Source organism: Prosthecobacter gellanilyticus (genome assembly GCF_007992435.1).
GTDB classification, from domain to species: domain Bacteria; phylum Verrucomicrobiota; class Verrucomicrobiia; order Verrucomicrobiales; family Verrucomicrobiaceae; genus Prosthecobacter; species Prosthecobacter gellanilyticus.
In genome coordinates this window covers 116,404-139,207 of the sequence record NZ_BKAG01000011.1, presented here as the reverse complement: position 1 = coordinate 139,207, position 22,804 = coordinate 116,404, and the positions used below count along the sequence as shown (strand labels likewise).

Genomic DNA, 22,804 nt, shown 5'->3' with positions numbered 1-22,804 from the left:
AGGGTGATTCGCTCTGCTGGAGTGTAGCCTTTAGGCGATCTGGGGGTCGGTGGACGACGCCAACTTCATTGATCGGCTGAAGCCTTCACTCCAACGAGTGCTGGCGCGGCTCGTTTGTGCTCTCGGCGGAGCGAGGGGACTACTTTGCTTCGCGAATGCGGAGACCGGGGCAAGACGGTGGTCGGGAGAGATCGACACGGAAGCGGACAGGAATGTCCGCGTTACCTTCGGAGACGCTTCGCGAATGCGATGTTGTGCCGTGGGAACTGGATCGGGAGAGATCGGCACGGAAACGGACAGGAATGTCCGTTCTACGAGTCAGCGCTGGACTTTGGCGTCGCCGCCTTCGGCGAGTTTTTGGACTTCGGGGAGGGTGGCCATGCTGGTGTCACCGGGGGTGGTCATGGCGAGGGCACCATGAGCAGCGCCGAGGTCGACGGCTTTCTGCGGGCATTTTTCCACGAGGAGGCCGTGCACAAGGCCGGCGACGAAGCTGTCCCCTGCCCCGATGCGGTCGAGGATGTCAAAGCGCGGGTAGTTGCGGCTGCGGTAGAAGCTGCCATCGTGGTAGCAGAGGGCGCCCCAGTCATTGACGGAGGCGGTGTGCACGCGGCGGAGGGTGGCGGCGACGGTCTTGAGGTTCGGGAACTCGGTGAGGAGCTTTTGAATCATCGGGCGCAGCTTCGCGTCTTCAGCGGCGAAGATATCGTTCGGGTCCGTGGGGGTGGAACTGGAGACGGGTGGGTCATCGCTGAGCACGCCAATCATGACATCGACATACGGGGCGAGGCGGCGGTTGAGGGCCTGGGCTCCGGCGAAGGCTCCGCGCTCCTGCCAGAGGGAGGGGCGATAGTTGAGATCGTAACTGACGGTGACGCCGTGACGCTTCGCGGCTTCACAAGCCTGGACGGTGAGCTCGGCGGTGGATTCGCTGAGGCCGGCGAAGATGCCGCCGGTGTGCAGCCAGCGGCAGCCGAGTGTGCCGAACAAATGATCGAAATCGTAGTCGCCCACTTTCATCTGGGAAGCGGCGCTCCAGCCGCGATCGACGCTGCCTTTGGCTCCGCGCACGCCGAAGCCGCGCTCGGTAAAGTTGATGGGGTTGCGCACGCGCTTGCCCATGCCGTCATAAGGGACCCATTTGATGAGGGAGGTATCGACTCCGCCCTGAAGAATGAGGTCCTCGGTGAGGCGGCCGATTTCGTTGTCGGCAAAGGCGGTCAGGATGCCGGTGCGCAGGCCGAAGCAGCGGCGGGCACCACGGGCGACGTTGTATTCTCCGCCGCCCTCCCAGGCGGTGAACTGGCGGGAGGTGCGCACGCGGCCTTCGCCGGGATCGAGGCGCAGCAGGACTTCACCGAGGGAGAGGAGATCGTAATGAGGCTGGGAGGGCATGAGGTTGGGACTGCCAGTAATGAAGCGCGGCGGGAAGAGTGCAACCGCGAGGCGGAATGACGAATGACGAAATCCGAATGACGAAGTGGGGAGGTGCGGGGAATTTTTAACCGCTAATTAGACGCTCATAGGACGCTAATGAAGAAGGAGGCATGGCCGAGTGAGGGAGGCAGTGTTTTGACGGCGAAGGAGCGCCGGGAGAGAGCGGGGGCGGGAGGAAGTCGGCCGCGACGCAGCGCGGCCCTACCGGGGGGCGGGACTTCGAGATTGAGAGGGTGGGGGTGGGGTCGGGAGAGATCGATGGGGAGGCGGACAGGAATGTCCGCGCTACCCACGATGCGGCTGCTCTTCGCGGCCTGAGAGTTGGTGATTTGTTTGTGGGCATGAAAAACCCCGGGCAGCGCGGGGGCTGGCCGGGGTTTGAGAGGATGTTCGATCAACAACGGATCGATCAGGCCAGCTCGGCGAGCTTGGCTTTGATGGCGGTGAAGTTCGGGAGGTCGCCGGGGCTTTCGAGGGCCTCGGAGTATTGGATGACGCCGGCTTTGTCGATGATGAAGGCGGAGCGCTTGGGCACGCCACCCATGATCAGGTTTTTAGCGGGGATGAACTGGTCGTAGGCGACGCCGTAGGCGGTGGTGATCTTGTGATCGTAGTCGCTGAGGAGCTGGAGGGTGATGCCTTCTTTTTCGGCCCAGGCTTTCTGAGCGAAGGGGTTATCACCGCTGATGCCGACGACAGTGGCGTTCAGGCTCTTGTATTCGTTGATGCCCTTGGAGATCTCGCAGAACTCGGCCGTGCAGGTGCCGGTGAAGGCCATGGGCACGAAGAGCAGCAGGATGTTTGACTTGCCGATCTGCTCGGAGAGCTTGAAGAGCTCGGGGCCGTTTGCGCCGAGGGTGGTGACGGTGAAATCAGGGGCGGTGGTGCCGACGGAGAGTGCCATGGGGATGGAAGGTAGAGTTGAGGTCTGGAATGCCGTGCCTGAGGCAGGCGCGGGGCGCATCTAAACCAGTGCCGGGCGGGGAGGTCAATCCTTCGTTTTTCGGCTTTGCGCCACCCTTTGCGTCATCTTCGGACCAAACTTCCCGCTGGCGCTCGGGGGCATCCTGATTCAAACAACACGTCCCAACGTTCGTCCCCCAGCCATGCCTACCACCTATCACATCGTTCCCACCGAGGCCCATAACGCTCTCGTCCGCGCTGCTTACGTCCATCGTGGTTATACCGCCGCCGAGGCGGAGGATGCCGCCCGCTTCTGCGAGATGGCGAGCGCGCATGGCATCCGCACGCATAATGCGATCAAGGCGCTGCATCTGGACCACCTCTTTGGCAGTGCCACGGGCGGCTGCAAGCCCGGGGCTGAGATCAAGGTGATCGACAAGAAATTTGCCGCCAGCGAGGCCTGGGATGGCAATCTGAAACTGGGCCAGAGCGTGGCCTTCCGCGCCATGGAGCGCTGCATGGAGCTGGCCGACAAGTATGGCATCGGTCAGGTGAGCGTGGACAATGCCTTCCACTACCTCTGGGGCGGTGGCTATGTGATGGATGCAGCGAAGAAGGGCTACATCGCCTACACGAACTGCACCTCCACGCTGGGTGAAGTGGTGCCTTTCGGCGGCAAGTTCCCGGTGCTGGGCACGAACCCGCACTCCTGGGGTCTGCCAACACAGGACGCCTGCGGTTTCCCGATCGTGATCGACTGGGCGACTAGCACCGTGGCCATGGGCCGCGTGCAGCAGCTGAAGCGTGAAGGCAAGCCTCTGCCTCCCGGCGCGGCCGTGGATAAAGAAGGCAAGCCGACGACGGATGCGAATGAAGCCGCTTGGCTCCTGCCCTTCGGCGCGCACAAGGGCTACGGCCTGTCCCTGCTTATCGAAGTCATGGGCGGCATGATCGGCGGCAGCCTGCCGACTCTGCGCGGCGGTGGCGGTCATCCGGATATCAAGAGCCAGCCCTTCCCGGCTGATGAGAAGCGCACGAGCGCCTTCTATTTCCAGGTCATCCATCCGGACGCCATCTCCAGCGGCATGTTTGCCAAGGGCCGTAACTTCAATGAAAACGTGAAGGCGGTGATCGATGACATCCTCGGCCACGGCAACGAAGGCTGCATGCTGCCCGGCCAGCCTGAGGCGCAGAACGCGGCGCACACAGCGAAGGCTGGTGGGCTGCTCTTCAGCACGGCGGAAGTCGAGGCGCTGAATGAGATCGCTGAGGAAGCTGGAGTCGCGAAGTTCGATATCGCGGGTCTGGCGACTTACGACGTTCCGTAACTCTGCGGATTTTTTTACCACTGATGGGCACTGATGAGCACTTATGACCAAGCCGGTGGGTTTGGAGATAAGTGAACATCAGTGACTATTCGTGGTTCGCACTTTTGGTTAGTCTGATTCATTCTTCATGCAAGCTCTCGACGCTCTTTCTTATATCCTTGAAACCCAGCCTGAACTGGGGGCGGAGGGGCGTGTGCTGTTTCTTCGAGCGCTGCCGAGCGCGGCACTGGAGCGGTTTAGCGGCAGGCTGACCTGCGAGCAGCCGTGGAAGCCGCGGGCGCTGGCTCTCGAAGCTGCTGGCTACACGGTGAGCCGGGACAATGCGGGGCCGTTTCAGACGATCCTGCTGATGCCGGAGCGGCAGCGTGAGAGCGTCCTGGGTGACATTGCGCGAGCACATGATTTGTTAGCCGAAGGCGGCACGCTGGTGGTGGCGCTGCACAATGACTGGGGTGCGAAGCGCACGGAGCAGCAGCTCACCGAGATTGCGGGCGAGGCCCAGACGGTTTCCAAGCATCACAGCCGTGTGTTTTGGGCGGTGAAGAACAAGCCGTGGGATACCACGAAGCTGGATGCGTGGAAAAAGGCCGCGGCCATGCAGCGTGTGCTGGACGGACGTTTCTGGTCGGTGCCGGGGCTGTTTAACTGGGATGAGATCGATGGTGGTTCCAAGCTGCTGACGGAGCATCTGCCAGCCACGATCCATGGTGCGGTGGCTGATCTGGGCGCAGGCTGGGGTTATCTGAGTGATCACCTGCTCCGCTCGTGTCCGAATCTGCGGAGCCTGGACTGCTTTGAGGCCGATGGCGCGGCGCTGGAGTGCATCCGCCGCAATGTGGGCAATGTGCCGACCCATGTGCGGCCACGCATTTCCTGGAGTGATGTGACGTCCGGCATCGGCAACACGAAGTATGACTTCATCGTGATGAACCCGCCCTTCCATGACGGGCGCGATGCGGATCATTTGCTGGGCATCAAGTTCATCACCACGGCTGCCTCCAGCCTCCGCAGCGGTGGCGAGCTCTGGCTGGTGGCGAACAAGCACCTGCCGTATGAGACGATGATGCGGGACTGCTTTGAGGAGTTTCACACGGTGATCGAGAAGGATGGGTTCAAGATTCTGCATGGCGAGCGGCCGCAGGCTCATGTGCAGAAGCACAGCGGGCAGAGGCCTCGGCGTGGGGGCCGGTGATGAGGTGAGTTTACGGTGGTCCTGCCGCGAGAGGACTCGCGGACTACTTCCGTCGGCGTGAACGGTGATGGGGTGGTTCTGCGGTGATCTTGCCGCGAGGAGACTCGCGGATTACGTCTAGGCTTGTGTTGCGCGGGAGTCTTGCCACCATGCGCCCCCTGCCATGTTTTATATTTCCACGCGCGGTCAGACGCGCCCGCACACTTTCACTGAAGCTGTCGAAGCCGGTCTCGCTCCGGACGGCGGTCTGTTCCTGCCCGAGAAGCTGCCGTCCATCAAGGACAAGCTCACAGGCTGGGGCACGCTGAGCTATGCGGAACTGGCGGCGGAGTTTCTAAGCATCTTTGGCCCCGAGATTCCCGTGGAGGAATGGCGCACGATGACCACGGAAGCCTACAGCCGTTTCGATTCGCCTGATGTGGCACCGCTGAAGAAGATCACGGACAAGACCTATGTGCTGGAGCTCTGGCATGGACCGACGCTGGCGTTCAAGGACTTCGCGCTGCAACTGCTGGGCCTGCTCTACAAGCGCCAGGTGAAGCTCAGCGGCAAGAAGCTGGCGGTGCTGGGGGCAACCTCCGGTGACACGGGCAGTGCGGCGATCCATGGCTGCATGGGCCAGGACGGGATCCAGATCTTCATCCTGTATCCGAACGGTCGTGTGGCGCCTCTGCAGGAGCGCCAGATGGCCTGCACGGGTGCGGAGAATGTGTTCGCCATTCCGGTGCCGGGCACTTTTGACGATGCGCAGCGTGTGGTGAAGGACTGCTTCGGTGACCAGGAGTTTGTTAGGTCAGTCAATCTCTCCGCGGTGAACAGCATCAACATCGCGCGAGTGCTGGCGCAGTGTGTGTATTACATCTGGGCCTGGCTGCGACTGCCTGCCGAGGCGCGTGCCACGGTGGAGTTTGTGGTGCCGACGGGGAACTTTGGCAACGTGCTCGCGGGCTGGCTTTGCCAGCAGATGGGCATGCCTTGCGGGTCCTTCCGCGTGGCGACGAACCAGAACGACATCCTGCACCGCTTCTTCAGCTCTGGTGACTACAAGCAGGGCGAGGTGCACCCGAGTCATGCGCCGAGCATGGACATCCAGGCGGCGTCTAACTTTGAGCGTTACCTCTACTTCATGCTGAACAAGGACCAGGGCCGTGTGCGTGATGTGATGCAGCGCATGAAGGCTGGCGAGCGTGTGACCTTCCCCAAGATGACGTCCAGCATCCGCAGCAGCCGCATGGACAATGAGACGATCCCGAAAGCGATCGCTCAGATGTGGCAGGACTGGCAGTATGTGATGGATCCGCACACCGCGTGCGCCTTCACGGACATGGCGAAGGATCGCGTCAGCGTGGTGCTCAGCACGGCCAGCCCGGCGAAGTTCCCGGAAGTGGTCCAGGAAGCCACGGGCAGCGAGCCGGTGCATCCGACCCTGGAAGCACTGAAATCCAAGCCGCTGCAGACTCACCCGCTGCCGGCCACGGAAGCGGCGGTCAAAGAGTTTGTTCGCGCACACGTCTGATGCCTCGCTAGACTCAGGACATGTGGCGAGAACTCACCACCCTCTGGCAAAGCGTGCGCGATCCTGAATACGCGCACCTTTTGCTCGAGTCGCTGCCGCTTTATGGCCTGGGATTCGGACTGGTGGTGCTGGTCTTCGCCTTCTTTGTGCGGGAGAAGAAGTCGCGCATCCTGGCGATCTCGTTGATGGGGCTTTCATGCATCAGCGTGTGGCCCTATCTAGACTTTCGCCTGAGTGCCACGCCGCGCATTTTGGCCACGCGGCATGTTTCGTTAGGCCCTGATATTCAGAGGCAGACGCAGCTTCGTCAGGACACGGCCTGGATGTATTACACCATGGCTGCGGTTTGTGCGGTGGCTCTGGGCATGCAGCGGAGCAAGTATGCACGCCACGCGGTGATGGTGGTGGTGATCGGTGGCGTGATGCTCTTCTGGGTCAGCATCTGGCTGCACCAGAAAGAGTCCGAGGTGTATCACCCGAACATCCGCCGGCTCAGCCTTCCGTCAGGAAGGTAAAATGGGTTAGCTAGAAGCCTTCGAGTCTTCGTCGGAGTCCTCGCTGGATTCTTCATCCGCAGGCTCTTCGGCATCGTCTTCGGTTGCTTCTTCAGAGCTCTCCTCAGATTCTGGCGACTCTTCCGAAGCCTCTTCGATTCCATCGGCAGGATCTTCAGAGGCCTCCGTGGCTTCGATGCTCTCTTCTTCGAACTCGGCGAGTGACTCGATGGACTCGTCACCAGCTTCATCAGGCTCGGCGCTCTCGTCAGCGGATTCGGTGTCAGCTTCGGAGGAGGTTTCCTCTTCTGCGCCGGGTTCGTCTGAAGATGCCTCAGCTTCCTCGCCTGGAGCATCGGTGGGAGCTTCTGCCACTTCGGCGGCAGGCTCGGAGTTTTCAGTTGTTGGAGCAGCCGTCTCAGCGGGCTTGTCATCGGCTTTGATGAGCTTGCCATCCGGGCCGAACTTCATGCCAGCAGCCTTCGCAGCTTCAGCACCAGGTCCGCCAAAGCCGAGCAGCATGGCGACTTCATCCTGAAGCGCGGCGAGCTCGCTGAGGAGCAGGTCGGGATCACGGACGATGAAGACTTCACCGGTCTTCTTGTTCTCGTAGAAGAGCATCTTGTTACCTTCCACTTCCTTGGTGGCGGTGGGGGTGAGGATGCGTTTGCGCTCCAGCATGAGGGCCAGGATGTAGCGCGCATTCTCGGTCATCGGATTGTCTTCTTCGATGAAGCGCTGGAGCAGAGCCATGGCGCTTTCCTTGCTGGTGACCTCGGGCTTGGCCTCCACGATATTGGGTGAGTAGGTGGTGCGCCAGTAGGCGATGGGCTTGCGCTCGGCGATCTCCTGCTTCCAAACGTCAATGGCCACATCACGGCGCACGTAACCGTTCTCCTCCGTGTCAAAGTAGATGGCCGTGTGGAAGACTTCCCCTTCCTCAAAGGCGCGCTCGGAGAGTGCGCAGTGGGTGGCGCGGGAACGAATGGACCAGTTCTGGATCATGGACGGTAAAAGAGACGGAAATCAAGGGGCACACTCACTCAGGCCGCGCGACGGTTTCTCGGCCGGGCGATCTGAGCTTTTTTGCCAAACAGGCCCGCAAGTGAGAACTTCGGCAGGTCCTTGTTTTGCGAGCGGTAATACAGCAGGGTCAACCCGAGCGCACCGAACAACAAGTGTGGAATCCAGGAACTCAGCCAGGCAGCCACATGGCCACCCTTGGCCAGATTGAGGCAAAGGTTGTTCAGGAAGAGCAAGGCAAAGAAGATGAAGATGGAACCGGCAATGCCACCCACATTGCCACGCCTGGAATAGGCAACGCCCAACGGAGCGGCGACAAGGGCCAGCGCAAAGGCCTGCCATGGCAGGGCGAAGCGATGGTGATAGTGCGCACGGAAGGGGGCGAGCTTGTCCTTCGGATCCTTCGGATGCGCCTTCATGTAGGAGATGATCTCCGGCACACCCAGATGCTCTGGCTTCAAGGAATCACTGACCATGCTCCAGGGGGTCTCCTCGAAGTTGGTGACATCCATCTGGCTGCGGCCTTGATCGTCCTTCGGGAAGTCACGGATGACCGTCGGCTTGCCATCTTTAAAGAAGACCTCTTTGCCATCAAAGAAGCGCCACTTGCCCCCTGGCCACCACATGGCCGAGTCGGCATGGATGACGTGGACGACCTCTCCCTTGGCATCATGCTCACGGACCTGCACACCGCGCAGGCGGCCGCTTTGCAAAGAGAATGGGAACGAGGCCACATACCAGAGCCGCTTGGTGACGGGACTGCGGTAGAGGATGGTGTCCTCACGGATGGAGTCTTTCTGCCGGGCATCCAGACCGCGGATGACAGCCTTTTTGTTACCCTCGGCACGCGGGGCCCAGTGGTAGTTCGCCGCCATGCTGGTCAGGGAGATGAGAGCGGACACCACCAGCACCGGCTGCAGGATCTGCACCACGCTGCGGCCTGCGCCAAGCATGGCCACGATCTCATTCGCGCGGGACATCTTCGTCAGCGTGTAGAGCACGGAGAGCAGCAGCGCTGCCGGCATGACCGAGACGTAGATGAAGGGCAGCATGCCCAGGTAGAACAGGATGACACGTCCCACGGGAGTCTCCGCCTCCTGGAAGTCCTTCATGTTGTCCAGCAGATCCATGATCAGCCAGAGGGAGGTGAAGGCGATGAAGCAAAACACCAGCGGCGCGGTGAAAGTGCGCAGGGTGTAACGATCAAGCGATCCGCTGCGGTAGTAGTAATGCAGCATGGCCGGCAGGCTCAACACCCCGAGCACCAGGAGCGTAAGCTTCACCCAGTAAGCCGCGAACGCGAATGCCTCGCCAAGCTCTGTCATCTGGGCCACGCCCAGCTGGTGGGCGATGTCTGTGCACACGGCCCATGCCGCGATGGAGATGCCAGCAACCCAGGTGGGAACCACCAGCTTGCGAATGTTTCCCCACTGCCGCAGCAGGATCGTGATGAAGACAAAGCCGCCCACGAGCATCCATTTGTCCAGATACGGCAGGACCACGGAAACGAACCTCAAAACGGGGCCAGGCGGAGGACCGCCCTGCTCAGAGACCAGCTTGCCACCGCGCAGGTCATAACCGGTGATGTCTGCGGGGTTGTCCAGGTGATGGCCCTGGGTCACGAGCAGGAGCATGGCGATCAGCGCCAGGGCGAAGGTGATTCTTCCCGCATAAGGCCACTTCCTGGAGCGCCGTTGCAGGGCGCGGAGCTTGGTGAAGATGGCGGTGAATTGGGGCATGGTCAGGAACTCTCTTCCTTGCCTGTGCTCGCACCCAGAATCAAGCGCCAGCGCACCTCATTGGCTGGCTGCTGATACCTGACCGGCAGGCTGGAATGCAAAAGGCAGACTTTCTTCATGAATGCCGTGCGTTTTGCATGAATACCTAGCATCGAGTGGCGACCATGGATCTATGCATCACCTTGACGGTCAACGTTTTAAAACTCAACCACAAGGCGCGGCACAGTTGAGGCTCAATAAGGCCCAAACACCGACGCCGGCTCTCCGGCGATCAAAACCTACCTCCTACCATGAAACACCTCCTCATCCTCTCTGCCGCAGCCATCCTGTCGTTCCTGCCCAGTTGCACGACGTATGTCAACGATGGTGGCTATGCCGCATCCCGCCCGGTGCACCGCACGAATTACGGCTACCGCCCATCCCCTGCCCCTTACCGTGCCTACCCAGCCACCTACACCCAGACGCGTCTGTACAATAGTCGCACCTCGCGTTATGATCGTGATCATGATCACAACCGTGGCTATCACCACGTGAGCAAGCCACGGGGCCGTTGGAACAACTCGAACGCGAATGTGCGCGTGCAGACCAACACGGTGCGCCTGAACACCAACGCAGGTCTCCGCCTGTAAGCTGCATCTAACCGAGACTCTCAAAACCCACAGCGCCCTGGTTCGAAAGGATCAGGGCGCATCCATTTGGTAGCGCTTCCTCTTCCGGTAGAGAGTGGCTGAATCGATATCCAGCACCTTCGCGGCTTCATCGAGAGATGAGGTGGAAGCGATGATCCGGCGGATGTGTTCGCGCTCGAGCTCCTCAATGCTGACACGAGCACCGACCTGTGCGGTCGAGGCTCCTCCTGCCCCTGCCCCCACATGACCTCCAGCCTCCGGGAGATCATGAGCCGTGATCTGGTCACCTTCAGCCAGAATCACCGCACGCTCGATGGCGTTTCGCAGTTCGCGGACATTCCCGGGCCAGGGATGTGAACGCAGAGCCTTCACCGCATCTGAGGAAAATCCCCGCACCTTGCGGCCAAATTCACTGGCGAAGAATTTCAGAAACTTCTCCGCATAAGGCATGAGGTCCTCAGGCCTTTCGCGCAAAGGAGGCATCACGGCCGAGATGACGTTCAGGCGATAAAACAAGTCCTCACGAAAGCGGCCTTCGGCTGACCACTGCTTGAGATCACGGTTCGTGGCGGCGATGACACGCACGTTGGCCTTTCGCGGTGTGGATTCACCCAGGCGTTCATACTCGCGCTCTTGCAGCAGGCGCAGGAGCTTAGGCTGGATCTCCAGTGGCAGCTCACCGATCTCATCCAGAAACAGTGTGCCTCCGTCCGCCGCCTTCACCTTCCCCCAGGTGTCTTTGAGAGCACCGGTGAAGGCTCCTTTCACATGCCCAAAGAGATCACTCTCCAGCAGCTCACGAGAAAGGCTGGGGCAGCTGACGGTCACAAAAGGTTTGTCACGCACCGCGCTGCGATCATGGATGGCCCGGGCGATCATGGTCTTGCCGGTGCCGCTTTCACCGAGGATGAGAATGGACGATGGGGTGTCTGCCGCGCGAAACAGCACGTCGACACTGCGCTTCATGAGCGGATTCTGCGAAACAATCTCCGCCGTGGGGGCCTGCCGCCGCACTTCAGTCGTCAGCTCTTCGACCTTCCGCTCCAGAGTGCGCAGCGTGGTGATGCGCTTGAGCGCCAGGCGCAACTGGTCCGGGCTGAAAGGTTTAACCAAAAAGTCGACTGCGCCGAGACGAGTGGCCTCGACCGCGTTCGGAATCGTGGCATTGGCGGTGAACATCACTACGTGGACATTCGGATGCTCACGGCGGATCGTCTCCAGGATCTGCAGGCCGTTCTCATCCCCCAGATAGAGGTCCAGCAGCACGAGGTCGAAGGTGGACTCCTTCAGACTGCGGAGCGCCACGGCTCCCGTCTCGGCAGATTCCACATAGTGACCGGCGGCCTCCAGCGCGAGGCTGGTGGCGCGGCGGATGCTGGCTTCGTCATCGACAATCAGAATGTCCATGGGAGTTTGAGGAGTGCGTGGAGATACGTTCAGGCCTCAGACCAGAGAGGCAGCTCAAGTTTGGCGACGGCACCTTTTCCATCCGACCGGTTGTCCATCGCCAGAAGCGCGCCCATGCGGTCCGCGCCACGTTTGGCGATGGCCAGGCCGAGGCCGGTGGAGGATTCGCCCCCGGTGGGGCGGGCAGAGAGGCGCATGTAGTCCTGAAACATGCGCGCGAGATCACTGTCATTGAAGCCTGGCCCTTCATCCTGGATCGAGACCACGAGGTGACCGCGCTCCGGTTTGAGCTCGGCCTGGATGTGGCTGCCGATGGGGGAAAACTTCACCGCGTTGCTCAGAAGATTATCAATCACCTGCCCCAGGATCAGCAGATCCACACGCACGTGCTGGCCCTCGGCCTTGAAGCGCACATCAAAGCTGATGTTCTTGCGCTTCGCCGTCTGCTTCCAGGAAGCGATCATGTCACGAACCTGCTCGCTGCTGATGCGTGCCAGATAGAAGCGCTCCTGCGAGGCCTCCTGCGCGCGGTTGCTGAGGAACCGGTCCACCAGCTCCACCACCTGGTCACAGGTGCCCACGATGTGCTGCATCAGCTCCTCCGCCGTATGCCGCTGCTCAGGCTTCAATTCGGCGAGCGTCTGCGCACTGAAGCGAATGGCGCCGATGGGATTCTTCAGATCATGCGCCACCATGCTGACGATGTTCTCCCTCTCCCGCAGGATGCGCGCCGCTGTCTCACGAGCGCGCTTGAGCTCCACCTGGTTGCGCACACGGGCCAGAAGCTCCGCGCGGTTGAAGGGCTTGCTGACGTAGTCCGTGCCACCGGCTTCCAGACCCCGCACCACGGTGTCTGCATCATCCGCCGCAGACACGAAGATCACGGGCAAAGCTGCGGTGTCATGATGCTCACGCAGCTTTTTGCAGACCTCAAATCCATCCATCTCAGGCATCACCACATCCAGCAGCACCAGGTCTGGAAGCCGGGCCGCCACGCGTTGCAGAGCCTGCGTGCCACTGCTGGCCGGGATGACCTCATAGCCCTCCTGCGTCAGGATGGTGCCGACGACCTGGATGTTGCGCATCTGGTCATCGACCACAAGGATCACGCCGCGTGCCGGGGTGCGCAAAGAAATGGTGGGGTTCTCGTCGATAAACATGTCGGGAAGGGATGGAAGGGATGAAGGATTATCAACTCAAAGACCTAGGCGGAGGGTTGCACCGGGACGCCGGTGATGCGCTCGGCGATGGTGTCAAACTCGCCTAACAAACGTTCCACCTGCTCTATCTCAAAGCACTCCGCGGCGGAGGTCAGGGCGCTGGCATAGCGGTTGAGAGGCGGGCAGTCGTGACGCGCGGCCAGCACCTGGAGTTCATTGCCACAGGCAGCGATCTCCCGCATCGGGCAGGTGTCGAGGAAGCGCTGGATGTCTCTTGTGGCCAGTTCATTGAGCCGCTGAGCCAGATCCGGCCAGGAGGCTGAGGAATGCGCATCCAGGGACTCGATCACGGCCTCGGGAATCTCATCATCCACGGGCTTCACCGGCCTGCCGGTGGCGTGGCGCATGGTCGCATGACCGATCACAGGCTCGAGCTCATCAAACAACTGGCGCGGGCTGAAGGGCTTCTGAAGATAGCCATCGAACAAGCGCTTCAGTCTGCTGCTTTCCTCCGGCATGGAGGATGCCGTCTGGGCGATGACCGGGATGGCCCGTGTCTTCTCATCCTCACGCAGAATTTCGCGTGCCCCCTTCCCGTCCATCCTGGGCATGCGAATGTCCATGAGGATCACGTCAGGCTTGGCGTGCCGGGCGATCTCGATGGCCTCGATGCCATCCTGGGCAAAGAGCAGCTCATGGTGCGAGTCATGAAAATAGCCAGCGATGACTTCCCTGTTGGTCGGGTTGTCATCCACCACCAGGATGGCGGCCGGCCGGAGCTCGTTGAAGTCTGCGCTGCGATTGCTGGGCGGGTCAGCCTCCTTCTTGCTGACCGGCACACCCGGCAGCACCACGGTGAACTCAGAGCCCGTGCCCACGGTGCTTTTGTAGCGAATCTCGCCCTTCATCAGATCCACGAGCTTTTGGGTGATGCTGAGGCCCAGTCCCGTGCCCTGCGCACCGCTGCGGCTATGCGTGGAGGCTTGCTCAAACGGAGAGAAGATGCGTGCGCGGTCCTCCTCAGGAATACCCACCCCAGTGTCAGTCACCGTGACCGTGATGTCCCATTTTTCCTCACCTGACGGCGTGGTATTCAGCAGCACCTTCACCCCGCCGCGATTGGTGAACTTCACCGCATTGGTGACGAGGTTCAGCACCACCTGGCGAAATCTCAGCGGATCAATGTCCAGCAGCGACGGCACAGTTCCGAGGATCTTGGTCTCGAGGGAAATGCCCTTGTCCTGGGCATGCTTTTTCAACATCACCGCCACCCCTTCGACGATCTCACGCACATTGCTCGGCTCAGCTCGAATCTCCAGCTTCCCGGCCTCCACCCGCGAGATGTCGAGGATCTCATTGATGAGCTCCAGCAGGGTGCGCCCGCTGCTCTGAATGGAACGCACATACTTCAAGGCACGCGGCTCTTTGATCAGGCCAGTGAGCAGATCGGTGAAGCCCAGGATGGCATTCATCGGCGTGCGGATCTCGTGACTCATGTTGGCCAGGAACTTGGACTTCTGCAGGTCCGCCTCCCTCACCTGCTCAGAGACCCGCTGCATCTCCAGATGACGCAGAGTTTCACGGTGATTGCGCATCAGCAGGAGCAGGCTCGCCAGTCCCGTGGCGACAGCCAGCACAAGACCGCCGATGCTGGTGAAGGTTTGCTTCTGGAATTCCTTTGCCGCTCTTTGATCTCGCTCCAGATACAAGTCCCGCTCATACTGCACGCCCTCGTCGATGGAGGCCTGAAGTTCCTTCATGAGAGCCGTCCCCCTCCTGACGCTGGCCTTCCGGGCATCATCCCCTGCCGGCCCCTCCGGGTGACTGATCAGTTCACGCAACGAGGACAGGCTCGCCTGGACCAGCGCGCGCACTTTTTCGATCATTTTTTGTTGGGCCGAGCTCTCGCGGGTCAGGTCGTTCAGCAAGGCAAGAATGCGACTGGAGTCTGCCTCCGCCTTCGTCAGCGGCTCGGTCATCGGCATGTCCCCGACGATGAGGCTTGAGCGCGTCGTTGATTCAATTTCCGAGATCACAGCACGGAGCTCAAGATACGTGCCGATGACGACATTCGTGTGCTCAATGGTCTTGGCCCCTTCGCGGGCGATCCGGCCGCTGAAAGTCATGCTGACCATCACCAGCAGCGTCAGCGTGGAAGAGAAGATAAGGAACAGGCCGTGCCATGATCGAAACATAGAGGAACCGGAAGATACATTAGTGGGACGGCGTGGCGCGAATACTTCCGGACCCGCGGGTGCGTTTTTCTTCACACCCGCAGTATCCGGAGACTAGCGGTTCACTTGTCCGCATCTCTCACGGCTTCCTGAATGGCGGTCTTGATCTTTTTGACGTCCTTCGCGCCTTCTTCGATGACATCGAGCACGGGCTCACCTGGACGGCGGTCCAGAGCATCATCCACCTTGTTTTGAATCTTCCTGTCGGTCTCCAGCTTCAAAGCGGGATCTTGGGTCGCGTTTTCAAGCGCATCGAGCACCGGCTCGCCAGGACGACGGTCCAAGGCATCATCGATCTTGTTCTCAATCTTGTCGCCCGTCGTGGGACGCAGGTCCGATGACTTTTTGTTACAGCTCGTCACCAAAAGGAGGAAGAGGGTGACAAGAACCGCCAGTGCGGCCGTGAAGAAGGTCTGAATACGTTGCTGTGTCGTGTCCATAGTTAGGGGTTTTGAGAGTTAGACCGTTGAACATTCGTTAGCGCCGAGACCGGACTACGCGCCTTTTTGAAAGGCGAGCACACCCGTGAGGATGAGATAGATGCCCACCACGTAGTTCAGCAGGTGCGGAAAGATCAGCACACAGATGCCTGCGATGATGGACACAATAGGAGTCAAATGCTTGGGCATGGGAGAAATAGAACGAGAGATTAAACTCCAATCGGATCAGTGCCCCGAGGCGGTCGCCTCGATTTTATGCCCTACCCTCTGAACATCCCGACCGAAGCCCCGGGTGGTGTTGCACGAGCTGAGAAATGAGAGAGTGAGGACGACAAAGCCAAGGATGAGGGTGAAATAACCAACATTGCGGGAAATGACTTCATCTTGGGCGGCGGTCGGAGGTGTGTTCATGGGGATGGGTGTCTTTGAGGTTGATGGAAACTAGGAGCGGAGGGTGATCTCAGCGGCGCAGAAGGAGTCCGAGGATGAAACCGCCGGCCAATGCGCCGAGAAGGGCACGACCCGGGTTCTCGACGATGTAGTCATGCAAATGATCCATCTGGACTTTAGCAGCGTCGGCGGAGCGACGGGCCTGCACCTCCAGCTTGTGGGAGGTGTCCTTGATCATCTGGACACCGGGATCGATCACCTTCGTTTGAGCCAGCTTGTGTGCATCATTCGTCAGGCGGTTGAAGTCAGCCTTGGCCGCTTCACCCAAGGCGCGAAAATCCTGGGCGGTTGTGTTCAAGGCTTGGTTGATGTTAGGGGTCGTCGTCATGGTATGTGGATTTAGTGTTTGAGATGGTAGGTGGCGCCGAAGGTGATCAGCGCCATGGCGGCCACGGCCCACGCCAGAACAGTGGCGCGGGCCACTGCACCGGTGACCGCGATCCCCATCGCCAGCGAGGCGATGGCAAGCGCGGACGCGCGGAGCAGCGCGTAGCGTGGGGGCGGGCTGGAACTGGTCATGGCATTAGGGGGGCTTGGTCTCCACTCTCATGCAGAGTCAGTGCCAGCCTGATCAGACCCAGCCACACCCCATTGATTATCAACGATTTGAATCACCAATGCTCAACATCATCCCGGCCGCCAAGCCACCACTTTCCATGCAATGCGCATGGCCATCCTTGCATGATGCACGACGTCATTTGACGTTTCACAGGCAGACCGCCTCGAACTTTGGATCGCTTCCAAGATGACTTCAACAACGGCGAACCATCTAAAACCCAAGAGCAGGAACGACATTCAGCCCAACCAACAATGCATTAGAAAACGTTCGGGATATGGACGCCATTGATTGGCCCGGATCCAGCGCACGAATGAATCCGTTTGAATGAAAGAGCAGCCAACCGGTCGAAAGAACATCCCTATCATGCACCTGAAATCACTTATCCTGCTGCTCACCACCGCGGCCTTTTCCGTGATGGCAGAGCAAGGCGCCGCCAAAAAGACTTCGGGTGCCTCATCATCAGCCTCCACATCCGAGACAGCTCAAACACCTGAGGATGAGCTGACGGAAGGCCCGAAGAGCGAACCACGAGCCGCCGCCGTGAGCAGCATCGATCCTGAGGTGCTGGAGGGTTTTGAGAACTATGCGCCCCAGGTCCAGCAACTGGTCCGTGATGCCCTGGCGCTCACGAAGCTGAACCTTACCTACACTTTTGGTTCGTCCAATCCGAAACAGGGTGGCATGGATTGCTCGGGCACCATCGTCCACCTGCTCAATGGACTGGGCCTCAAAGGTGTGCCACGCCAGTCGAACGAAATCTGTGGATGGGTGCAGAACAACACGCTGCTGCATCGGACGGAAAAGGCTGACACGCTGAAGCATCCAGAGTTCGCTGCTCTCCAACCCGGAGACCTGCTTTTCTGGTCGGGCACCTATGAGACATCACCGCGAGCCATCCCGGTGACTCATGTGATGCTCTACCTGGGCAAGATGAAGAAGACGGGCAGGCCGCTGATGTTCGGAGCCAGTGACGGCCGTGTCTACCAGGGGGAGAAACGCACGGGCGTCAGTGTGTTTGACCTCACCATTCCGAAGGAGACCAGCAAGTCGAAGTTCTATGGCTACGGGCTGATTCCCGGCGTGGGCAGGATCGTTCCCAAAGTGGTGCCAGAACCCGTGATTGCCGAGGCCCCGGCCAAGCCTTCACCACCGCCCCCCCCCCTGGTCGTGGCCGAGGTGGAGACGTCCAAGCCAAGCCCACCGGAGAACAAGGAGACGGTCATGAAGGCGATCACCCTTGCAGAAACGAATGCCAGCAAGCCCACGGAAGCTGTGACCAAATCAGCAGACAAACCTGCCTCTGTCAGCAAGTCCGCCGAAAGCTCTGCAGCAAAGCCCAAAAGCACGACCAGCACCGCCAAGGCCAAGCCCAAGTCGAGCCCGAGCAAGACGACCACCAAGTCTGGCACCACGGCCAAGAAATCCCAAACCACCACTCGCAAGACCGCACCAGCCCCGGCCACCCCACAGGACAAGCTGCGTCAAGCGGCCAAAGGCGTGGGCGACTCCATCCGCAACGCCATCTCCCGATAAGCAGGAGATGGTGTGCGATGTTTAAAAGACTGCCCGGCTGGCGAACAGATCAGTAGCTGCGGGCAAAGACCACGCGGCGTGAGCTGGGCTTGCCGGTGAGGAAGCACTTCCCTTCCTCGACAAACTCATCGCTGATCGGGATGCAGCGGATGGTGATCTTCATGTCCTTGGCGATCTTGTCTTCCTCCTCGTTGCTACCCGCCCAATGCATGAGCGCGAAGCCACCGGGGCCGCCTTCCGCGAAGAAGGCTTTGAACTCGTCCAGAGTGTCCAGCTTCTTCATGTTGGCATCACGCATCTCGGTCGCGCGCTTGAGGAGAGCGTCCTGGATGTCCTGAAGCTTCTCGGTGATGTCACGGATGAGTTCTTCCTTGGGGATGAAATCCTTCGCCTTGGGGCCCTGGTCACGACGGCAGACAGCCACGGTGCGGCTGGTGATGTCACGAGGTCCCATTTCGAGGCGAAGCGGCACGCCCTTCTTGATCCACTCCCAGTTCTTGGCACCGCCCTGGAGGTCGCGCTTGTCCACATGCACGCGCAGAGGTTCGCCATGGAAGGTCTGCGTGCGCAGGGTTTTGGCGAGAGCCTCGCAGGAATCAATGACTTCCTGACGCGTGTCCGCCTTGGGTGTGACGGGAAGAATCACGATCTGATGAGGAGCCACACGTGGTGGGATGATGACACCATCATCATCACCATGGGCCATGATGAGCGTGCCGATGAGGCGGGTGCTGACGCCCCAGCTGGTGGTGTGGGCGAGCTGCTTGGTGTTGTCGCGACCCAGGAACTGGATGTTCGCGGCCTTGGAGAAGTTCGTGCCCAGGTAGTGGCTGGTGCCGGCCTGGATGGCCTTGCGGTCCTGCACCATGGCTTCGACCGTGTAGGTATCGACCGCGCCAGGAAAACGCTCGTTCTCCGTCTTCGCGCCAGGGATCACCGGAATGGCGAGGTGGTTGCGCAGGAAGTCGGCATACACTTTGTGCATGAGCTTCGTCTCATCGATGGCCTCCGCCGCCGTCTCATGCGCGGTGTGGCCTTCCTGCCAGAGGAACTCAGCCGTGCGCAGGAACAAGCGCGGACGCATCTCCCAGCGCATGACGTTCGCCCACTGGTTGATGAGCAGCGGCAGGTCACGATAACTCTGCACCCAGCGTGCAAAGGCCGCGCCGATGATGGTTTCGGACGTCGGACGAATAACAAAAGGTTCTTCCAGCTTGCCCGTGGGGATCATCTTCGTCGTGCCATCGGGCTGCTTCTGGACCTCGAGGCGATGATGCGTGACCACAGCGCACTCGGTGGCAAAGCCTTCCGCGTGCTGGGCTTCCTTCTCCAGGTAGCTCAGCGGGATCAGCAGCGGGAAGTAGGCATTCACGTGCCCGGTCTCCTTGAACTTCACATCAAGCTGGCGCTGGATGTTTTCCCAAAGTCCGTAGCCCCACGGCTTGATGACCATGCAACCACGCACCTCCGAGTTTTCAGCGAGATCAGCGGCGCGGACGACCTGCTGATACCACTCAGGGAAATCTTTTTCACGGGTAGGAGAAATGGCGGGAGCTTGACTCATGGGGCGCGAAGTATGGTGCGCTCTGCGCGGAACTCAAGAGGCTTCCAGTGGAAGACCCTATCCTCGCTCAGAGCTGCGATTGACTCATTTCGGTCCTGCGTTTTCGTGAGCCGGAGGCTCGCAAGCTGGTAGCCAGGGGTGGAGCGTAACTGCGAAGCTGTGCAGCGGAACCCCTGGAGAAGGGCCATCAACACAATGGCCTCATCGCGCCCTGGAAGGGCGCGAGCGGCAGGGCGAACCAGGTGCGTGCGATGACACCGCAGCGTCCCGGCTTTGCTCGCGCCCTTCCAGGGCGCGGGCCGAACTATCGTGCGTGTATTGTCGAGTCCAGGGGTTCCGCTCGTTCCTCGCACCACCCCTGGCTACCAGCTTTACCCCTGCCGGGGGCCGGGATCAGCATGGCTCATGAAAGACTTTCTTCACCGCCTGCCAAGCCGGAACTGGCGCTGGTATTTCAGCGGGGTGAGGCCCACATGCTTGTGGAAGTGGTGGGTGAAGCCGCTCTGGTCATAGAAGCCGAGATCAATGGCCACCTGGCTGATCTGCGCGTCCTCATGCTGCAAGGCATCACAGGCTGCCTGGATGCGCAGCTTCATGATGAAGGTCTGCGGGCTGCAACCAAAGGTCTCCACAAACTTCCGGTGAAGCTGGCGCGGGCTCAGATGCACCTGTGCGGCCAGATCCTCCACACTCAGACGTGTGCGGAAGTGATCACGAATGTAAGCCAGCGCCTTCTCAATGTGCTGGCTGGCATGCACGATGGTCATCGCCTGCCCATAGCTCTGCGTGCTGCCCATCACGCCCACTAGTTTGCCCTTCTTGTCACGCAAAGGCATCTTGTTCGTGATGAACCAGTCGGGGATGCCCTGCGGATTGAAGAACAGCTCCACGATGTTCAGCTTCGGCTCACCCGTGCGCAGGATCTCCTCATCATCCCGACGGAAACTCTCGGCCAGACGGCGGGGAAACAGATCAAAGTCTTCCTTTCCCACAAGCTCGTTCTCGTTCTTGAAGCCCATGGTCTCCATGAAGTGCTTGTTCGCGCACATGAGCTGAAACTGCCGGTTCTTGGCAAAGAACGAGATGCCCGGCAGATGATCAAACATCCGGTAGAACTGGCTGTCCGGCGCCAGCGAGTGCAGGAACCGGGAGCGGAGATCACTGGCAGATGCAGCGTTCATGAAAGACAGAAGAACTATGAGTATCCCACAAGCCACTGCCAAGGACTAAAAGACACGAATGGCTCATCTGACTGGCGATTCCCCCTGCCCCTTCGGCATTCGTCATTACTCTTTCACCACCCTGCCGCCCAGAGAGAGAATACGCGCATTCCCTTTCGCTGTCTCGGCTTCGGCGATCTGATGATCCGCCACATACATCTGGCTGAGCGCCGTCCAGGCCAGCAGATCATTCGGCTTCAGCGTGGTGGCCATCAGCCCAGCGCCGATGGCCTCCTTGATGCTGCCCGTTTTCATCAGCGCCATGCCCAGCGCATGCCAGCCATCAAAGAACTGCGGATCCTGCTCCACGCAGCGGCGATAGAGAGGCACCGCCTCTTCCAGCTCCCCCATGGCCAGGTGGCCGTTCGCCTCGTCAAAGAGGTCGTCCACGGAGGCCGGGGTGTCAGACATGCAGGAGGATCGTGGATGATCGCTGGTTAGGCGCTCATCTTCAGATGAATCTTGAGACCGGACTCAGCGCGCTTGGCAGAGAACCAGGAATTGAAAAGACGGTCACGCTCCTGGGTGGTGCGGGTGTCCTCGGTGTTCTTGCGGAGAGCCGCGCTGTCATCACGCTTGCGCAGTTCCTTGGCGGCCACATACACCAGCGTCGCGCCCTTGTCCGTGTTCACGGCCTTGGCCACATCACCAGCAGCCACCTTCTCAGCTTCACGGGCGATCTCCACAGCGTTCGGCAGATCAGCGGCAGGCTCGTTGACGGTGAGGTCCTTCACGGCGTCCAGAGTCAGCTTCTTCTCCTTGGCGATCTCGTCGATCTTCTTGCCGCCCTTCAGGCCTTCCTGAATCGCGATGCGGGCTTCGTTCACAGCCTTGGAAAGAGCTTCCTGGGCCTTCTGGCCAACCAGCACTTCCTTCACCTTGTCCTTCACGGCGGCGAGGTCCTGCTGCTTCGGTTCTTCTGTGGAGGTCACGGTGAAGACATACCAGCCCTTGGTGCCCTTCACGGGGTCGCTGACTTTGCCAGCGTCCTTGCTCTGGACGAAGATGGCGTCGATCACATCACTCTCGCCCTTGAGGGCTTCGGGCGGGCTGTCTTTGGCAAAGAGAGGGGCGGTTTCAGCCTTTAGATTCAGCCCCTTGACCACATCATCAAACTTGGCACCAGGCTTGGCAGCTGCCGCGTTGAAGGCGTTCACGCTGTCCACCTGCACCTTGTTCAGCTTGGTGCGCTCCTCGACCGGCTTCTTGTCGAGATCAGCCGGATTGGCAAAGAGCACATAGCTCACCGCGCGCTTCTCCACAGTCTTGTAGTTGTCCTTGTTCTCGTCGTAGTACTTCTGCAGCTCCTCGTCCTTGACCTCGGCGGTCTTCTTGAAGTCATCGAGAGCGAAGTTGATGGTCTGGATCTTCAGGGTCTGGTGACGGCTCGCATAGGCCTTCTCAGCTTCGAGCGGCGATGCCACGTAGTTCTTGCCCACCAGGTCCTTGATGCGGTTCAGGCCGATGCTGAGCTTGGCCGCTTCCAGCATGTCCTGACCACCCTTGCCATACATGCCCAGGTTCTGCTGCACGCTGAAGGCGCGCTGCGGGCTGAACTTGCCATTCTCCTGCAGGCTGGGGATCTTCTCCAGCTCGGCCTTGGCTTCAGCATCGCTCGGGTTCACACCCAGCTCCTTCATCTGGCGCTTCAGCACCAGAAGATTGAAGATGAAGTCACGGCCACCGGCTTCAGGACCGCGTGCGGCGGACATGAGACCGAAGTAGAGCTCATACATCTGCAGCATGCTGATGACCTGGCCAGAGCCCTCCAGACGCTGAAGCTCACCCACGGTGTAGTCTTCACCATACATGGTGAAAGCATCGTCCGAGGCGGAAGCCATCTTAGGGCCGCCCGTGCGTGTACCGCCCCAGCTCGCGAAGCTGATGATGATGATGACAGTCAGGGAGAGCATGAAAGCTCCACGATGGCGGCGGAAAAACTCGAGCATAGCGGGTCGTGCAGGGGGCTGGTATGG

The 22,804-nt window shown here is 60.2% G+C and carries 22 protein-coding genes; 6 read left to right on the top strand and 16 right to left on the bottom strand.

Going from position 1 to position 22,804, the window contains the following annotated elements; genetic code table 11:
• Nucleotides 1–318: 318 nt before the first annotated feature.
• The gene (locus BGE01nite_RS09915) at nt 319–1,395 is read right to left on the bottom strand and encodes a sugar kinase (protein ID WP_146850291.1); all 1,077 of its coding nucleotides are present in this window, start codon (nt 1,393–1,395) and stop codon (nt 319–321) included.
• 451 nt (nt 1,396–1,846) lie between these two features.
• Nucleotides 1,847–2,341: a redoxin domain-containing protein gene (locus tag BGE01nite_RS09910; RefSeq protein WP_146850290.1), complete on the bottom strand. Its 495-nt coding sequence runs from the start codon at nt 2,339–2,341 to the stop codon at nt 1,847–1,849.
• A gap of 202 nt (nt 2,342–2,543) precedes the next feature.
• Between BGE01nite_RS09910 and BGE01nite_RS09905 the strand changes: the two genes are divergently transcribed.
• From BGE01nite_RS09905 to BGE01nite_RS09890, 4 genes are all read left to right on the top strand, one after another.
• Complete coding sequence (locus tag BGE01nite_RS09905) at nt 2,544–3,668, top strand: Ldh family oxidoreductase (RefSeq protein WP_146850289.1); 1,125 nt, start codon at nt 2,544–2,546, stop codon at nt 3,666–3,668.
• 127 nt (nt 3,669–3,795) lie between these two features.
• Entirely contained in the window at nt 3,796–4,860 is a 1,065-nt protein-coding gene (locus BGE01nite_RS09900; RefSeq protein WP_146850288.1) for a class I SAM-dependent methyltransferase, read from the top strand.
• Nucleotides 4,861–5,023: 163 nt separating this feature from the next.
• A complete protein-coding gene (thrC, locus tag BGE01nite_RS09895; RefSeq protein ID WP_146850287.1) occupies nt 5,024–6,376 on the top strand; it encodes a threonine synthase in 1,353 nt (450 codons plus the stop codon).
• A 20-nt stretch (nt 6,377–6,396) separates the two neighbouring features.
• On the top strand, nt 6,397–6,891 hold the full coding sequence (locus BGE01nite_RS09890; RefSeq protein WP_146850286.1) for a hypothetical protein: 495 nt from the start codon (nt 6,397–6,399) through the stop codon (nt 6,889–6,891).
• Between the two features lie 6 nt (nt 6,892–6,897).
• Here the strand turns inward: BGE01nite_RS09890 and BGE01nite_RS09885 are convergent, their stop codons facing one another.
• Entirely contained in the window at nt 6,898–7,875 is a 978-nt protein-coding gene (locus BGE01nite_RS09885; protein WP_146850285.1) for an ICP22 family protein, read from the bottom strand.
• 38 nt (nt 7,876–7,913) lie between these two features.
• Nucleotides 7,914–9,632, bottom strand: coding sequence for an LptF/LptG family permease (locus BGE01nite_RS09880; protein WP_146850284.1), 1,719 nt, complete (start codon nt 9,630–9,632; stop codon nt 7,914–7,916).
• A gap of 290 nt (nt 9,633–9,922) precedes the next feature.
• On the opposite strand from BGE01nite_RS09880, the gene BGE01nite_RS09875 reads away from it, so the two are divergent.
• Nucleotides 9,923–10,261, top strand: a complete 339-nt coding sequence (locus tag BGE01nite_RS09875; protein WP_146850283.1) for a hypothetical protein — start codon at nt 9,923–9,925, stop codon at nt 10,259–10,261.
• A gap of 51 nt (nt 10,262–10,312) precedes the next feature.
• On the opposite strand, the gene BGE01nite_RS09870 is transcribed toward BGE01nite_RS09875, so the two are convergent.
• The 8 genes from BGE01nite_RS09870 to BGE01nite_RS09835 all read right to left on the bottom strand — a co-directional run bounded on the left by BGE01nite_RS09870 (nt 10,313) and on the right by BGE01nite_RS09835 (nt 16,471).
• Nucleotides 10,313–11,668: a sigma-54-dependent transcriptional regulator gene (locus BGE01nite_RS09870; protein ID WP_146850282.1), complete on the bottom strand. Its 1,356-nt coding sequence runs from the start codon at nt 11,666–11,668 to the stop codon at nt 10,313–10,315.
• Nucleotides 11,669–11,697: 29 nt separating this feature from the next.
• Complete coding sequence (locus BGE01nite_RS09865) at nt 11,698–12,828, bottom strand: hybrid sensor histidine kinase/response regulator (protein ID WP_146850281.1); 1,131 nt, start codon at nt 12,826–12,828, stop codon at nt 11,698–11,700.
• A gap of 44 nt (nt 12,829–12,872) precedes the next feature.
• Nucleotides 12,873–15,023, bottom strand: coding sequence for an ATP-binding protein (locus tag BGE01nite_RS09860; protein ID WP_146850280.1), 2,151 nt, complete (start codon nt 15,021–15,023; stop codon nt 12,873–12,875).
• A 101-nt stretch (nt 15,024–15,124) separates the two neighbouring features.
• Entirely contained in the window at nt 15,125–15,502 is a 378-nt protein-coding gene (locus BGE01nite_RS09855; RefSeq protein ID WP_146850279.1) for a hypothetical protein, read from the bottom strand.
• Nucleotides 15,503–15,556: 54 nt separating this feature from the next.
• Nucleotides 15,557–15,691 (bottom strand): DUF3096 domain-containing protein, encoded by a 135-nt coding sequence (locus BGE01nite_RS09850; RefSeq protein WP_146850278.1) that lies wholly within the window; start codon nt 15,689–15,691, stop codon nt 15,557–15,559.
• Between the two features lie 36 nt (nt 15,692–15,727).
• Nucleotides 15,728–15,913 carry an entericidin A/B family lipoprotein gene (locus BGE01nite_RS29885; RefSeq protein ID WP_146850277.1) on the bottom strand — a complete coding sequence of 62 codons (186 nt, stop codon included), beginning with the start codon at nt 15,911–15,913 and terminating at the stop codon, nt 15,728–15,730.
• 49 nt (nt 15,914–15,962) lie between these two features.
• On the bottom strand, nt 15,963–16,280 hold the full coding sequence (locus BGE01nite_RS09840; protein WP_146850276.1) for a cystatin family protein: 318 nt from the start codon (nt 16,278–16,280) through the stop codon (nt 15,963–15,965).
• An 11-nt stretch (nt 16,281–16,291) separates the two neighbouring features.
• Nucleotides 16,292–16,471 (bottom strand): hypothetical protein, encoded by a 180-nt coding sequence (locus BGE01nite_RS09835; protein WP_146850275.1) that lies wholly within the window; start codon nt 16,469–16,471, stop codon nt 16,292–16,294.
• A gap of 403 nt (nt 16,472–16,874) precedes the next feature.
• Here BGE01nite_RS09835 and BGE01nite_RS09830 point away from each other — a divergent pair, with 403 nt between their 5' ends.
• A complete protein-coding gene (locus BGE01nite_RS09830; protein WP_170266701.1) occupies nt 16,875–18,044 on the top strand; it encodes an NlpC/P60 family protein in 1,170 nt (389 codons plus the stop codon).
• Between the two features lie 49 nt (nt 18,045–18,093).
• On the opposite strand, the gene proS is transcribed toward BGE01nite_RS09830, so the two are convergent.
• The 4 genes from proS to BGE01nite_RS09810 form a co-directional block, all read right to left on the bottom strand.
• On the bottom strand, nt 18,094–19,608 hold the full coding sequence (gene proS / locus BGE01nite_RS09825; protein WP_146850273.1) for a proline--tRNA ligase: 1,515 nt from the start codon (nt 19,606–19,608) through the stop codon (nt 18,094–18,096).
• Between the two features lie 419 nt (nt 19,609–20,027).
• The gene (locus BGE01nite_RS09820) at nt 20,028–20,789 is read right to left on the bottom strand and encodes an AraC family transcriptional regulator (RefSeq protein WP_246145694.1); all 762 of its coding nucleotides are present in this window, start codon (nt 20,787–20,789) and stop codon (nt 20,028–20,030) included.
• Nucleotides 20,790–20,894: 105 nt separating this feature from the next.
• Entirely contained in the window at nt 20,895–21,239 is a 345-nt protein-coding gene (locus BGE01nite_RS09815) for a tetratricopeptide repeat protein (RefSeq protein WP_146850272.1), read from the bottom strand.
• A gap of 26 nt (nt 21,240–21,265) precedes the next feature.
• Nucleotides 21,266–22,777: a peptidylprolyl isomerase gene (locus tag BGE01nite_RS09810; protein WP_281292044.1), complete on the bottom strand. Its 1,512-nt coding sequence runs from the start codon at nt 22,775–22,777 to the stop codon at nt 21,266–21,268.
• Between the last annotated feature and the right edge of the window lie 27 nt (nt 22,778–22,804).